The sequence below is a fragment of the Leptospira sanjuanensis genome (assembly GCF_022267375.1).
Lineage (GTDB): Bacteria > Spirochaetota > Leptospiria > Leptospirales > Leptospiraceae > Leptospira > Leptospira sanjuanensis.
This window is the reverse complement of the sequence record NZ_JAIZBH010000002.1, coordinates 380,064-393,334: the sequence shown is the minus strand read 5'-3', so window position 1 is coordinate 393,334 and position 13,271 is coordinate 380,064. Positions and strand designations below refer to the sequence as shown.

The 13,271-nt window shown below is 35.9% G+C and carries 23 protein-coding genes; all 23 read left to right on the top strand.

The features are described from left to right. Nucleotides 1–315: 315 nt before the first annotated feature. The 23 genes from LFX17_RS19915 (at nt 316) to LFX17_RS19805 (ending at nt 13,243) form a co-directional block, all read left to right on the top strand. The gene (locus LFX17_RS19915; RefSeq protein ID WP_238731928.1) at nt 316–597 is read left to right on the top strand and encodes a type II toxin-antitoxin system RelE/ParE family toxin; all 282 of its coding nucleotides are present in this window, start codon (nt 316–318) and stop codon (nt 595–597) included. Nucleotides 598–608: 11 nt separating this feature from the next. Next, the gene (locus tag LFX17_RS19910) at nt 609–911 is read left to right on the top strand and encodes a HigA family addiction module antitoxin (RefSeq protein ID WP_238731927.1); all 303 of its coding nucleotides are present in this window, start codon (nt 609–611) and stop codon (nt 909–911) included. Between the two features lie 341 nt (nt 912–1,252). Continuing rightward, on the top strand, nt 1,253–1,489 hold the full coding sequence (locus tag LFX17_RS19905; protein WP_238731926.1) for an AbrB/MazE/SpoVT family DNA-binding domain-containing protein: 237 nt from the start codon (nt 1,253–1,255) through the stop codon (nt 1,487–1,489). Further along, nucleotides 1,483–1,824, top strand: coding sequence for an endoribonuclease MazF (gene mazF, locus LFX17_RS19900; protein ID WP_238731925.1), 342 nt, complete (start codon nt 1,483–1,485; stop codon nt 1,822–1,824). Before LFX17_RS19905 ends, mazF begins: the two co-directional genes overlap by 7 nt. Before the next feature lie 297 nt (nt 1,825–2,121). Then, a complete protein-coding gene (vapB, locus tag LFX17_RS19895) occupies nt 2,122–2,352 on the top strand; it encodes a type II toxin-antitoxin system antitoxin VapB (protein WP_238731924.1) in 231 nt (76 codons plus the stop codon). After that, the gene (vapC, locus tag LFX17_RS19890) at nt 2,352–2,750 is read left to right on the top strand and encodes a type II toxin-antitoxin system tRNA(fMet)-specific endonuclease VapC (RefSeq protein ID WP_238731923.1); all 399 of its coding nucleotides are present in this window, start codon (nt 2,352–2,354) and stop codon (nt 2,748–2,750) included. The genes vapB and vapC overlap by 1 nt, the downstream gene beginning before the upstream one ends. A gap of 210 nt (nt 2,751–2,960) precedes the next feature. Next, nucleotides 2,961–3,692 (top strand): hypothetical protein, encoded by a 732-nt coding sequence (locus LFX17_RS19885; RefSeq protein WP_238731922.1) that lies wholly within the window; start codon nt 2,961–2,963, stop codon nt 3,690–3,692. Between the two features lie 294 nt (nt 3,693–3,986). Then, nucleotides 3,987–4,433 carry a putative toxin-antitoxin system toxin component, PIN family gene (locus LFX17_RS19880; protein ID WP_238731921.1) on the top strand — a complete coding sequence of 149 codons (447 nt, stop codon included), beginning with the start codon at nt 3,987–3,989 and terminating at the stop codon, nt 4,431–4,433. Then, entirely contained in the window at nt 4,417–4,680 is a 264-nt protein-coding gene (locus LFX17_RS19875) for a toxin-antitoxin system HicB family antitoxin (RefSeq protein WP_238731920.1), read from the top strand. Before LFX17_RS19880 ends, LFX17_RS19875 begins: the two co-directional genes overlap by 17 nt. Nucleotides 4,681–5,006: 326 nt before the next feature. Continuing rightward, a complete protein-coding gene (locus LFX17_RS19870) occupies nt 5,007–5,219 on the top strand; it encodes an AbrB/MazE/SpoVT family DNA-binding domain-containing protein (RefSeq protein WP_238731919.1) in 213 nt (70 codons plus the stop codon). Nucleotides 5,220–5,261: 42 nt separating this feature from the next. After that, nucleotides 5,262–5,588 carry a type II toxin-antitoxin system death-on-curing family toxin gene (locus tag LFX17_RS20900; protein WP_319937458.1) on the top strand — a complete coding sequence of 109 codons (327 nt, stop codon included), beginning with the start codon at nt 5,262–5,264 and terminating at the stop codon, nt 5,586–5,588. 226 nt (nt 5,589–5,814) lie between these two features. Then, complete coding sequence (locus LFX17_RS19860) at nt 5,815–6,756, top strand: hypothetical protein (RefSeq protein ID WP_238731918.1); 942 nt, start codon at nt 5,815–5,817, stop codon at nt 6,754–6,756. 325 nt (nt 6,757–7,081) lie between these two features. Further along, nucleotides 7,082–7,552 carry a hypothetical protein gene (locus LFX17_RS19855; RefSeq protein ID WP_238731917.1) on the top strand — a complete coding sequence of 157 codons (471 nt, stop codon included), beginning with the start codon at nt 7,082–7,084 and terminating at the stop codon, nt 7,550–7,552. 273 nt (nt 7,553–7,825) lie between these two features. Then, entirely contained in the window at nt 7,826–8,137 is a 312-nt protein-coding gene (locus LFX17_RS19850) for a type II toxin-antitoxin system Phd/YefM family antitoxin (RefSeq protein WP_238731916.1), read from the top strand. Between the two features lies 1 nt (nt 8,138). Next, a complete protein-coding gene (locus LFX17_RS19845; protein ID WP_238732084.1) occupies nt 8,139–8,567 on the top strand; it encodes a PIN domain-containing protein in 429 nt (142 codons plus the stop codon). A 283-nt stretch (nt 8,568–8,850) separates the two neighbouring features. Continuing rightward, the gene (locus tag LFX17_RS20770) at nt 8,851–9,111 is read left to right on the top strand and encodes a type II toxin-antitoxin system HicA family toxin (protein WP_238731915.1); all 261 of its coding nucleotides are present in this window, start codon (nt 8,851–8,853) and stop codon (nt 9,109–9,111) included. Continuing rightward, entirely contained in the window at nt 9,108–9,464 is a 357-nt protein-coding gene (locus LFX17_RS19835) for a type II toxin-antitoxin system HicB family antitoxin (RefSeq protein WP_238731914.1), read from the top strand. The genes LFX17_RS20770 and LFX17_RS19835 overlap by 4 nt, the downstream gene beginning before the upstream one ends. A 318-nt stretch (nt 9,465–9,782) precedes the next feature. Continuing rightward, on the top strand, nt 9,783–10,016 hold the full coding sequence (locus LFX17_RS19830) for a type II toxin-antitoxin system Phd/YefM family antitoxin (RefSeq protein WP_238731913.1): 234 nt from the start codon (nt 9,783–9,785) through the stop codon (nt 10,014–10,016). A 1-nt stretch (nt 10,017) separates the two neighbouring features. Next, on the top strand, nt 10,018–10,416 hold the full coding sequence (locus LFX17_RS19825; protein ID WP_238731912.1) for a type II toxin-antitoxin system VapC family toxin: 399 nt from the start codon (nt 10,018–10,020) through the stop codon (nt 10,414–10,416). Between the two features lie 362 nt (nt 10,417–10,778). Beyond that, nucleotides 10,779–11,267: a hypothetical protein gene (locus LFX17_RS19820; protein WP_238748730.1), complete on the top strand. Its 489-nt coding sequence runs from the start codon at nt 10,779–10,781 to the stop codon at nt 11,265–11,267. Nucleotides 11,268–11,390: 123 nt separating this feature from the next. Beyond that, a complete protein-coding gene (locus LFX17_RS19815; protein WP_238731910.1) occupies nt 11,391–11,678 on the top strand; it encodes a type II toxin-antitoxin system HigB family toxin in 288 nt (95 codons plus the stop codon). A 1-nt stretch (nt 11,679) separates the two neighbouring features. Beyond that, nucleotides 11,680–12,081 (top strand): helix-turn-helix domain-containing protein, encoded by a 402-nt coding sequence (locus tag LFX17_RS19810; RefSeq protein WP_238731909.1) that lies wholly within the window; start codon nt 11,680–11,682, stop codon nt 12,079–12,081. 253 nt (nt 12,082–12,334) lie between these two features. After that, a complete protein-coding gene (locus LFX17_RS19805) occupies nt 12,335–13,243 on the top strand; it encodes a hypothetical protein (protein ID WP_238731908.1) in 909 nt (302 codons plus the stop codon). Nucleotides 13,244–13,271: the final 28 nt, after the last annotated feature.

Sequence of the window (13,271 nt, the reverse complement as noted above, 5' to 3'; positions counted from 1 at the left end):
GTCGCTTAACTTCGTCTCCTCGCTTCGTTCGGGATCGCTCATGCGACCCTCACTCCGGCCTCCGGCACATTGCTTTGCCACTTCGGTTCGCGGGACGTTCGCTAAGGCTCACTCGAACCTCGTGCCAACTCCTTCGCGCGTAAGCGCTCGGAGACGCAACGTCGAGGAGACTCTTTCGTTATGCGAAATTGGGCAAAAGACTTTTTTTAGAAAGTAGAAAAATGTTCGATTTGTCTTCCTCGTCATAGTATTTTTAAAGTTAAATTAAAGTATATCGGATTGACAGATATATCCGCAATGCGACTATATGGATAAATGATCAAATCTTTCGGAGATAAAGAAACTGAGAGGATTTTTCATCAAGAATTCTCAAAGAAAATTCCTCCGGAAATACAGAGTAGGGCGCTAATCAAACTTCTCATTCTAGAAAATGCTGAAAAAGAAGAAGATTTAAAGAGTCCACCAGCTAATAGATTTGAGCATTTAAAAGGGAACTTAAAGAATTATTGTTCAATCAGGATAAATGACCAGTGGAGAATTACATTTAAATTCGCTGATGGAAATTGCTTTGATGTGTCTATCGCTGATTATCATTGAGGAGACTTATTATGAAAACTAAAAGAATTCCGACACCCACAGTCTCTCAAATCCTCAGAGAAGAGTTTTTGGATCCATTAGAAGTAACTCCATATAGACTGGCAAAAGAGCTACATGTTTCCACTTCTACAGTATTAGAGATTTTGCACGATAAGCGTAAAATCACAATCGATATGTCTTTGAGATTGGCTAAATTTTTCGGAATGTCTGATAAATTTTGGATAAATCTTCAAAATGATTTAGAAATAAGAAAACAGAAAGAGAAGTTAAAGCTCAAATTAGATAATATTCAAACGCTTCAAAGAACTGGTTGAATTTATTGCCCAACTTCGCATAACTGCGGCTTCTCGCGGCGCTTCGAGATTGCTCCGCAACTCTCGCTTGGCCTTCGGCACATTCGCTTTGTCACTTCGGTTCGCGAGACGCGACTAAGGTCGCTCGAACCGAGTTCCAATTCTTCCGCGCGACGCGCTCCAGAACCGCAAACGTCGAGAAACCTGCGTCGTTAGTTGCAATAGCCCAAAAAAATATGTAGATAGTTGTGACTTCCCTTACAAATCTTAAAGAAAGAAATTCATTTCGAAATCGTTAAATTTGACTCTAAAAAATTACTGACAAATTTTCAAAAGTATATACAATGTATATATAGGGATTTATGGAATCAATTATTCAAAAATGGGGAAATAGCTTAGGAATTAGAATTCCAAAAGCAATGGCAACGGAATTAGAGTTAAATGACGGAAGCCACGTTGAATTACAATATGAAGGGGATAAGATTGTAATATATCCAATGAGAAAGGCCTCATTGGAAGAAAAACTCTCTAAAATTACAAAACAAAATCTTCATTCTGAAATATCTACTGGTAATTCGATAGGTAAGGAAGCGTGGTAAAGAGTAAAAGATATACTCCTGAGAAAGGAGATATAGTTTGGTTGAGCTTTACTCCTCAAGCAGGTCATGAACAGAAAGGTCGTAGACCTGCACTTGTATTATCACCGAAGGAATACAATTCGAAAACTGGATTAGCAATATTTTGTCCAATTACAAGTAAAATTAAAGGTTATCCATTCGAAGTGTTGATTAAATCAAGGAAAATCGATGGAGTAGTTCTTTCCGATCAAGTTAAAAACCTAGATTGGACTATTCGTGAAGCAGAGTTTATTGAATCGGTCAATAAAGTTTCTTTGAAAGAAGTTTTAGATAATATTAAGTTATTATTATTTTAATAAATGGGCAACTGCGTATAACTTCGTCTCCTCGCTTCGTTCGTCACTCACGGTTCCCGCTCGGACTCACTACGGTCTTCGACACATTGCTTTGCCACTTCGGTTCGCGGGACGTTCGCTAAGGCTCACTCGAACCTCGTGCCAACCGCGTCGCGCACAAGCGCTTGCGGACGCAACGTCGAGGAGACTCTTTCGTTAGCTGAAATGGCTATAAATTTGTTGTAATTTAAAACAAATCCGATAAGAATCCCTTGACAAGTATATATCTTGATATATATTAATTTTGGAGAAAGTTTAATGCAAACAGCAAAATTATTTATAAATGGAAGAAGTCAAGCGGTCAGATTGCCAAAAGAATTTCAATTTACCGGAGATGATGTCCTTATTCAAAAAGTTGGAGAAGCGGTAATATTAGTTCCTAAGAATAAGGCCTGGAACGTATTTTTAGAAGGATTAAATGGATTTTCAGATGATTTTCTGGAGGAGGGAAGAGAACAACCGAAATCCGATAAAAGAGAAAAGTTTTAATGTATCTTTTGGATACCAATATTTGTATTTTTCTAATTAAAAAGAAAAACGCGGTTCTTTTGGGAAACCTTAAGAAAAAATTAAATAAAGATTTATTTATTTCTTCTTTAACCGTCGCGGAGCTTGAATTTGGAATTCAGAAAAGTGAACATAGGGAAAAAAACAAAGTTGCACTGATTGAATTTTTAACAATTTTTAATATACTTTCTTTTTCTGATAAAGATGCTGAGTCTTATGGGTTCATTAGGGCTGACTTAGAAAAAAGGGGAAGCGTAATTGGTTCAATAGATATGCTTCTTGCAGCTCAAGCAATTGCTAATAATTATATTTTTGTAACTAATAATACAAAAGAATTTAAAAGAATTAAGGACTTAAAAATCGAAGATTGGACCCAATAGCCACTTCAGCTAACTACGACTTCTCGCTCCGTTCGTCACTCACGGTTCCCGCTCGGACTCACTACGGGCTTCACCACATTCGCTTTGCCGTTCGGCTTGCGAGACGCGACTAAGGTCGCTCAAGCCTCCGTCAATCCCTGCGCGCACAGGCGCTCCGGGAACGCGAACGTCGAGAAGTCTCTTTCGTTATGCGTAATGCCAAATGTGAAAATGTCAGAAGATAAAAATCAAATAGTTGATATTGGTCTTGTAAATATCAGAAGAAGATATTTAGATTTGGCCGAATTTATTACTGATTCAGCTAAAGAAGGCATAAATTATGATGACCGTATTCTTCCAATTTACTCTTTACTAACTTCTGCGGTTGAAGTTTATGCAAGAGAGATTCTCGAATTTGATAGGGCGCTCGAATTCGATAAAGATATTTTATTTAAGGCGGATTATGATATTACTCCATTCATTAATCGTTTTCAGGAAATTATTAAGATTGTAAGGATGGGAAAATTTTATCCATTAGAAATCTTAAAAGCATTTTCATCTTTAATGAATATTGAAAGTCAAAAATTTATTCAAAATTTTGAATCGATTTGGGCTGATTTAAGACAAATTAGAAACGCAATAATTCATCCGTCTTTACTTACTTATAATATTAAAATAGATAGAAAAGAAGAAATTAGAAGTTCATTATTTGATGAACGGAATGTCATCTTTATTGGTGTATTTTATTCTGATTATCCTGGAAAAGATAAATTGCAGCCGCTTATTCGTAGAGGTTTAATAGCGGATAAAAAAATGGGGCTCGATTTATATTCATATTTTTCTAATCGTGAAATTGCTAAATACTTTGTTGATAAAGTAAATTTATTTTTTGAAAGTTACATTCAGCATTTTAAAGAACCAGTTATTCGCGAGGCTTTGCACAAATTTCTCTTTAACGAATAATCTTAATGAAAAATTGCTGTTTAATGTTTGGCACTACGCATAACTTCGTCTCCTCGCTTCGTTCGGGATCGCTAATGCGACCCTCACTACGGGCTAAAGCCACATTGCTTTGTCACTTCGGTTCGCGAGCCAGCGCTAAGGCGCCTCGAACCTCGTGCCAACCCTTCGCGCAAATGCACTTCAGGGACGCAACGTCGAGGAGACTCTTTCGTTAGACGAACATGCCCCAAATCTTGCGTAGAGAGCCTAAATTAGCTGTTGACAAATGATAGCGTATATACTATCATACAGAAATTGAAAGTCGTCTTAGATACAAATGTTCTTTATCAAGCGTTAAGAGCAAAAAAAGGGGCTTCCCGAGCAATTCTGGAATTAGTTTTCGATCAGAAAATTAAGTTAGGATTATCGATACCAGTCTTTAAAGAATATGAAGAAGTGCTAAATAGGCGGACTTCAAAAGCAGATTTAGGAATTAACGATAAAGAAATAAAAAAGATATTGGGATTTATTGCTTACGCAAGTTATCCGCAAACGATTTATTTTGCCTTTCGTCCAAACCTGCGCGATGAGGATGATAATCATTTTGTCGAACTTGCAATAGCCTGTAACGCGGATTATTTAATTACTAGTAACGTAAAAGATTATCTAATAGATAACGATTTAAAATTTCAAGATTTGAAAGTTATAACACCGTCGAATTTTATGAATTATTGGAGGGAGAATTATGAAAACAAAAGCTAGTGTATTGACTATTAGAATTCCTTCTGAATTGAAGCATAAAATTGAGAAAGTGGCTGAAGAGCAGGGTGTTTCAATAAATCAATTAGCACTTTACGCATTTACAAAAGAAATTCAAGATCTTGAAACTTCTCAATATTTTGAAAAATATTACAAAGGTAAAACTAAGAAACAAATTTTCGCAGATTTTAGAAATGTTCTTTCTCAGATCAATAGCGACGATAAAATTCCTGCTTGGGATAAATTATAATATCTAATAATCGGGGCACGTCGTCTAACTACGGTTTCTCACGGCGCTGCGAGATCGCTTCGCGACTCTTGCTTGGCCTTCGGCACATTTGCTTTTTAACTTCGGCTTGCAAGACGCTCACTAAGGTTCGCTCAAGCCTCGTTAAAATCCCTTCGCGCACAGGCGCTCCGGGCACGCAACGTCGAGGAGACTCTTTCGTTATGCGCAAAAGCCCCAGAATTGGATTGCATAACAAAAATTTCACAGAGGGAAAAATGGGGGAGAATCTAAATCTTATTTGACATCGGTAATACTATTGTATATACTATGTTGTAACGGGTAAAGCAATGGTCAAAAAACTGATTCAACATGGTAACAGTTCAGCCTTAATTATAGAAAAACCAATACTTGAACTTTTACATATTACTTCAGATACTTCATTGGATATTAGTACCGATGGTAAAAGTTTAATAATCACTCCGATTGATAAAAAATTAGAAGCCAGTCTTGGAAAAATAAACAAGAAACATGGCAAGACACTTAAGCTACTTGCTGAATGAACGCCGATTCGATTAGATATTTAACTTACGAAGAAGTATTATATATTCATAAAAACCAGATCGAAGAATACGGCGGTTCTTACGGTTGCGTCAGCAATTTCTCAACCACTTTCGAGCTTTGATAATCAAGAATTTCATACAGGCTTAATACAAAAGGCTGCTGCATATTTATTTTATATATGTAAAAATCACGCCTTTGTTGATGGAAATAAGCGCGTAGCACTTGCGTCCGCTCTTATCTTTCTCGATCTAAACGGAATTGAAATAGAAGACCAAGACGATTTATTATATGAACTTACGATTGGGATCGCTGATGGAAGCGTTTCACTAGAAAGCATTATAAAGACTTTAGAAAAATTAAAACTTTAATTTTGATAGAGAAGGGGCTTCAGCGCATAACTTCGTCTCCTCGCTTCGTTCGGGATCGCTAATGCGTCCCTCACTACGGGCTAAAGCCACATTGCTTTGCCACTTCGGTTCGCGAGCCGTCCGCTAGGCTCACTCGAACCTCGTGCCAACCGCGTCGCGCTAATGCGCTTGCGGCCGCAACGTCGAGGAGACTCTTTCGTTATGCGACAGTTTCAAAGGATTTTGAATGAAAACAAAAATATTAATGATGACAACTCGACAGGATCTCCAAGGAGATATTTTTACACTGGAAGCTTTGCAATCAGCGCAAAGACAATTTAATGAAGCAAAGATTCCAAAATTTGTTGGATTACTGCATGACTCATCCCTTCCATATATAGGTCGAATTGAGAGTGTGGAAATTATCAGAGCCGATGACGGGCATTACGAATTATATGGAATTCAAGATATTTTTGATAAGACATCCAACTTCAAGGACCCGGATTTAGGGAATTTAGTGATTCTGGAAGGTGATAAAGTGGAATCACCAATGTCGCCGCAAGACAATGAAATAGAAAAAGACGAAATAACTCTTCTTACGTTAGATAGAAATCATTATAAGGAAAGAGAAAATATTGAAAAGAATATTGTTGATCAAGTTAAGAAAACTTCAAATTATAATTTCAATTTCTTGCATCAGTTTAATAAATCACTAGATGCACCTCCTGAAGTTATTATAACTTTTTCGTCTCTAATATATGCATATTTTCATGATAAAATCAGAGATGCAGTTCTTGATTCTGCTCTTCAAGAGCTAAAATTATTTTATTACTTTGTCCAAGCGATATTCGAGCAATCAGTTTTAAACAGAAAAAATCCTAATAAAATTGATTCTTATTTATTTAAACTTAAAGGAACTCCTATTGTTCAATATTATTTTAAAGAAATTGACAATCCGGATATTATTATCAAAGCATTAAATAAAGATAAGGTATCGCTTACTTTAAGTTATGCGAAAAAAGCAAATAAGTTATTTGAAGTTATTTTTATTCAATTTATTTATGATGAAATTATAGAAGAATTTAAGCTTAATTATATGGTGACTAAAAATGCAAAAATTATCGGGACTCAAGAAGCAATGGATAATCAAACCAAGGTAAAAAATATTCTCTTAAAAGACATTCAATAAAGTGAAACCGTCGCATAACTTCGTCTCCTCACTTCGTTCGGGATCGCTAATGCGACCCTCACTCCGGCCTCCGGCACATTGCTTTGCCACTTCGGTTCGCAAGACGCGACTAAGGTCGCTCGAACCTCGTGCCAACTCCTTCGCGCATATGCGCTCGGAGCCGCAACGTCGAGGAGACTCTTTCGTTATGCGACAGTTTGGAAAATATTCGGAAAGATATAAAATTGCTAATTAAATATTAAACCGTTTGGTATTTAAAAATTAGCCTATCATTTTATCAGAAATATGTTATGAATCCAAGTGCCTCAAAAGGAGTTAATTCAAAATGTCTGTATTTTTAGCGAGTAGAAAGACTGGTTACTATTGGGAAAGTGTAGAAAAAATACTTAAAATCGTTCAGCGCGTATCTCTAGATATTAACTCCGATGATGAACGAAAATTTGAAGATAGACTTTCCGGCGCGTTACAGCCAAATTTCGATGATTTCATAGATCAAAGAAATATTCAGCAAGTTATGACTAGAATAACAGCATTTGGTCATGACCATAGGCCGGATATGAGTATCGCAAATGACGGAATCGCGATCGAAGTGAAAGTGATTAGGACTGGTGCAAGCATCCGCGAAGCGATCGGCCAAGCATTCATTTATAGATTAGGTTATCGTTTCGTTATCATTATTTGGGTAGATACATCAAAAGATAAAAGTTATAAGACATCAACGGATGATCCAAATTCGAATGAATACAAATTTATCAAGGAACTCGAAGATTATAACATTTATTGTATTGTAAAATAATTGAAAGAGCTCAAACCGTCGCATAACTTCGTCTCCTCGCTTCGTTCGGGATCGCTCATGCGACCCTCACTACGGGCTAAAACCACATTGCTTTGCCACTTCGGTTCGCGAGCCGTTCGCTAAGGCTCACTCGAACCTCGTGCCAACCGCGTCGCGCTAATGCGCTTGCGGACGCAACGTCGAGGAGACTCTTTCGTTAGGCGAAAGTTTAGCAAAATTTTATTTGAGATAAAAAACAGCTTGAAAAAGAGCCACTGTGGCTATAATTAGAGCATGAAATCTGTTGGAATTAGGGATCTTAAAAATAACCTAAGTAAATATTTACACTTGGTAAAAGCCGGGGAAACAATCGTTATTACAGAGCATGAGCAAGTAATAGCGGAGATTAAAAAACCGTCTGAATTTTTAGAAGATTCAAAGAAACGTTTATACCTATATTTGGAAGAGCAGAATCGAATAGGAAAGATTAAGCTTGCGAAAAGAAATAAGTCGCAGATTGATTCAATAGTCAAAAAGCATCCTAAAAGTATGTCAAAAATAGAATGGGAAGCCATTCACAAAGATTCTCGCTCTGATCGTGTCTGAGATGATAGTCTATATAGATTCAAGTGTTTTGCTATCAATTATCTTTCAAGAACCAACTTTAGATAAATCGATTTCAATCTGGAAGGCAACGGAACTCAGAGTAAGTTCGATATTATTGGAAGCAGAATGTAAAATAAGTATTAAAAGGGCTTACTTTCATAATAAAAAGAAACTTGGTACAGGCTGGAAAGAGAGAAAATTAACGGAACTCGATAAACTGCTCGAGGAGATAAATCTCAAAAATTTAGATTCTTCTACAATGGAAAATCTGAATAACGAAGATTTACTTTCTGGTTGCAGGACTTTAGATGCTTTACATTTGTCAACGGCTATTGAGTTTCGCAATGAACTCGGGGAAGAGTTACTTATTTTTTCGTATGACAAAGATTTCAATAAGATAGCACAAGAATTAAGCTTTAAGACTTTGTAATCGAAACCTTCGCATAACTTCGTCTCCTCGCTTCGTTCGGGATCGCTAATGCGACCCTCACTTCGGGCTAAAGCCACATTGCTTTGTCACTTCGGTTCGCGGGACGTTCGCTAAGGCTCACTCGAACCTCGTGCCAACCGCGTCGCGCACAAGCGCTTGGACACGCAACGTCGAGGAGACTCTTTCGTTAGACGAAATGTGGCTGCCTTTTGCATTCGAAATTGGGATGAAAATGCCACTAAAAATTAGTTGCAATTCTGAGAATTAGCTTTAGAATAGGACTGTGTCAAAGGGTGAAAAGTTAGTAGAAAGATTCAAAGGAAAACCAAGAGATTTCTCTTACGATGAGCTTAGAAAGCTACTCTCTAGTTATGGATATAATGAAAGCAATTCCGGCAAATCCTCTGGTTCAAGAGTCGCTTGGATTCATTCAGAAACCAAACATATAATAAGACTTCATAAACCTCATCCTAAAAATATTTTGAAGTCGTACCAGATAAATCAAATTTTAGACGAATTAAAATCGGAGGGCTATATAAAATGAAAGATATTATCGAGTATAACGGATTTTTAGGCTCTGTTCATTTTGATGCAGATGATGAAATATTTTTTGGAAAAATAGAAGGAATCGAAGATTTAGTTTCCTTTGAAGGTGAATCAGTTAAACAATTAAAGAAGGCATTTCAAGAATCAGTAGACGATTATTTAATTTTATGTCAAAAAGCTAAAAAAAGTCCAGAGAAATCTTTTAAAGGTTCATTTAATGTTCGCATACCGACAGAGCTTCATAGACGCGTCTATAGAAAATCTTTGAGAGAAGGTATCTCTTTGAATCAATTAGTTCAGAGAGCTTTAGAAAAAGAAATTACTGATCTCAAAACGCCACACTTCGGCTAACTTCGTCTCCTCGCTTCGTTCGCGTCTCACGGTTCCCGCTCGCGCTCACTACGGCCTCCGGCACATTGCTTTGCCACTTCGGTTCGCGAGCCGTTCGCTAAGGCTCACTCGAACCTCGTGCCAACCGCGTCGCGCTAATGCGCTTGCGGACGCAACGTCGAGGAGACTCTTTCGTTAGACGAACATGCGCAAAGTGAACACTTTAAAAAGATTTTATAATAAATACCTTTCGTTGAAAGGTGATTTTTTTACGTTTTATTCTAAAATTCTGAGCGGATTAATATTTGACAAGTAGACAAGAATGAATAAATTCTAAATATGAAATCATATCCGGTCGGTGAACTTAAATCGCATTTTTCTGAAGTCTTAGAATCGGTTAAAAATGGTGAAAATGTAGGAATATTATATGGTAAGGGAAAGAAACCTATTGCCATGATTGTTCCAATGCAAAGTAAAAAGAAAGAGAAAAGAAAAATTGGATTATTGGATGGGAAGCTGCAAATTTCTTTCGCGAGAGATTTTGAGATTTCCGAAGAAGAGTTCTTAAGTTAGAATGAATTATTTGCTTGATACTCACGTCATTCTTTGGGCTATCGGTTCATCGAATCTGTTAAGTAAGAAAGTTAAAGAAACAATAGAAAACTCAGAGAACCGGATCTGCGTTAGTACGGTCTCCCTTTGGGAAATTTCTTTGAAATTTAGATTAGGCAAACTTAATCTTTCAGGAATAAAACCATCTCAAATTCCTGAATTTCTCTCTAAATCAAATATTGAGATTATTAATCTTGAATCGGTCGATGCAAGTACATATGATCAATTAAAAACGACGTATCACCGCGATCCGTTTGATAGAATGTTGATTTGGCAGTGTATTTTAAGAAAGTTTACATTGATAAGCAAAGATTCGGAAATGAAAAAATATAAATCGCAAGGGTTAAAGACGCTTTGGTGATTCTTGCGCACGTCGTCTAACTGCGGTTTCTCGCTTCGTTCGGGATCGCTAGTGCGACCCTCACTACGGCCTTCGGCACATTCGCTTTGTCTCTCGGCTTGCGAGACGACGCTAAGGCGTCTCAAGCCTTGTTCCAATTCTTCCGCGCGTTTAGCGCGCTCCAGAACCGCGAACGTCGAGAAACCTACGTCGTTATACGCCATAGGCAGAATAAATATTATAAAAATATTTTTTTTAAAAAATCATAAAAAATGCAATAATTTATATCATTAAAAATACTCTATGATTCTAATGATTCTTAAAATTTTAGAATAATCTTTCAAAGATGGTCCTATCCGTTTTTATTATTTAAGAAAAACATCATGAAATATATCATATTTCTCATATTATCAATTCTTTCATATTTAAACATTTTATTAGCAGAAGAATGTCAGAGGGGAGAACCTGTCGCAACCCTCAGTTCTAATTTTCCTATAAAAATTAGAACTACTTTTTCAAATCAAAAACAAATTTTTACTGAATCCTTTACTTTCAATAATCAACAATTCATCATTATTGAGAATAAAGGATGTGAAAATTATTGGATTGAATATACTTTCAAATTTCCCATTAATAACAAGATAGATTATTATTTGGAAATTCAAAAATCACTTTCAATAATCAAGAAACACAACGAATCTAGCATAAATATTGCAAAAATTTTAAGCATACTCAAAAAATCTAATGAAAAAAATATCATAAACAAAGATATAAGTTTATCGAAAAATGAATTCGGTGAATATTTTACATTAACAAAAAACAAAGATAAAAAAGAAATAGTTTATTCAATTTCAGCGGTCATAGGGTTGTAATCAAAATTAAAGCCTACGGCGTATAACTTCGTCTCCTCGCTTCGTTCGGGATCGCTTAAAATAATTCTCTGAAGAATGAAATAAATCTTGCAGAATATCTCAATATGAGATATTCTGTGATTTGTGCATGTAATCAGTAGGCGAAAAATTACAGAATTTATTGAACAATATCCTAAATCAAGATCTTCACTGGAATTATGGTATAAAGTCTTAAGTAAGACGGATTTTGGTAATTTTTCAGATTTAAGAAAGGTTTTTCCTTCAACAGATATTGTACAAAATTTATTCGTTTTTAACATATCTGGTAATAATTTCAGACTTATTGCAGCTATTCACTTTAATAGGAAAAAAGTATATATTAGAGAAATCCTAACTCATTCAGAATATGACAAGGGAAAATGGAAGGTATGAAATGATTGCTGAATTAGAAAAAGTAAAGAACGTATGGCCTGAGATTAAAGAGGTTATTTCATATCCGAGAACTCAAAAGCAATATAAAAAACTCGTAGAAATATTAGATGATTTAATTGATGAAGTAGGCAACGACGAAAAGCATTCATTAGCTCCATTGATGGAAACAATTGGCAACATTGTTGAATCCTATGAATCCGATCACTTCATAGAGATTGAATCGGATCCGATTGAAATTTTAAAGTCTTTAATGGAAGAGCGTGGACTTTCTCAAAAAGATATGAAAGAGCTTGGTAGTCAAGGCGTTGTATCTGAAATTTTGAATGGTAAAAGGGAATTAAATGTAAGACAAGTTAAAGCGTTGTCTAAAAGATTTAATGTTTCTCCTGCTGTTTTTATTTAAAGTTTTAATATCAAAGCGACTACGCATAACTTCGTCTCCTCGCTCCGTTCGGGATTGCTAATGCAACCCTCACTCCGGGCTTCGCCACATTGCTCGATTTCGGTTCGCTTTGATGTTTAAAGACGAGCGAACCTCATCGTCCCTTCGCGCACAAGCGCTCGGGCACGCAACGTCGAGAAACCTACGTCGTTATGCGACATGCCACATCGGTTTTCATCGCGGCAAAATATCTAATTAGTTCGGTATATTAAAAGTGTTTAATCGAATTCCTGAAGCATTCTTGGTAATATTATTTACTGGATTTACTTATACATTAGCGTTCATCTTCAAACTAGGCAAATTTGATCATTACAAAATTCCAGCCGAATTTATTCAAATTGATTATCGGGAATTGATATATCCATTTACTTTTGTAATTTTGATGGCTGTCATAATTTTGTTTTTTTATCTTATTCTAACAGTATTGAATTTATTAGATTTTAAAATAGTTAACGCCATAAAAAACAAAATTTCGGCAGTAAGTATTCTTATTTTAATATTCCCCGTTGCCTTGGTATTTCTATATTACAAATTTAGCCTCTCCATTTATTATCTGATAGTCTCTCAATTCTTTTCACTAATGCAAATCTCTATCCTTTTGTACAAAGTAGGAAAAGATCTACGCGCTTATGAAGATTTAGATAGGCGAGCACAAGAACTTTATGAGAAATCCAATGATGCACGTACAAGGACTGATAGATTAAAGTTAGAGGCATCTGATTTAAGTATAAGTCGAAATAAAAAAAAGAAAATTACGAAAGCAATCGAGGCAATGGAAAATGATTCTGCTTCTATTTTCGAAGAGGTTGAAAAAATTAAAACCACGATAGATAAATCTATAAATCTTTCTCGAGCTTTATTCTTATTCGGTCCAGTGCTTTCTCCTATTCTTCTTGTATTATTATTTTATAACATAGGCCAAAGTAAAGAAATTGGCCGCGCTGAATTTTCGATTTATAAGGAATATATTTTAATAGATCTTGTTAATAAAACTGGTATATTGAAGAAATATAACAAAATCAATAACACAATCGATAAAGATTTTTTTATCACTGAATTTCCTGAAAATCAGATTTTAGAAATAAAAACAAAAACCATTGGGCGTTTGACGGTTACTGAATAAAGTGGCACATCGCATAACTTCGTCTCCT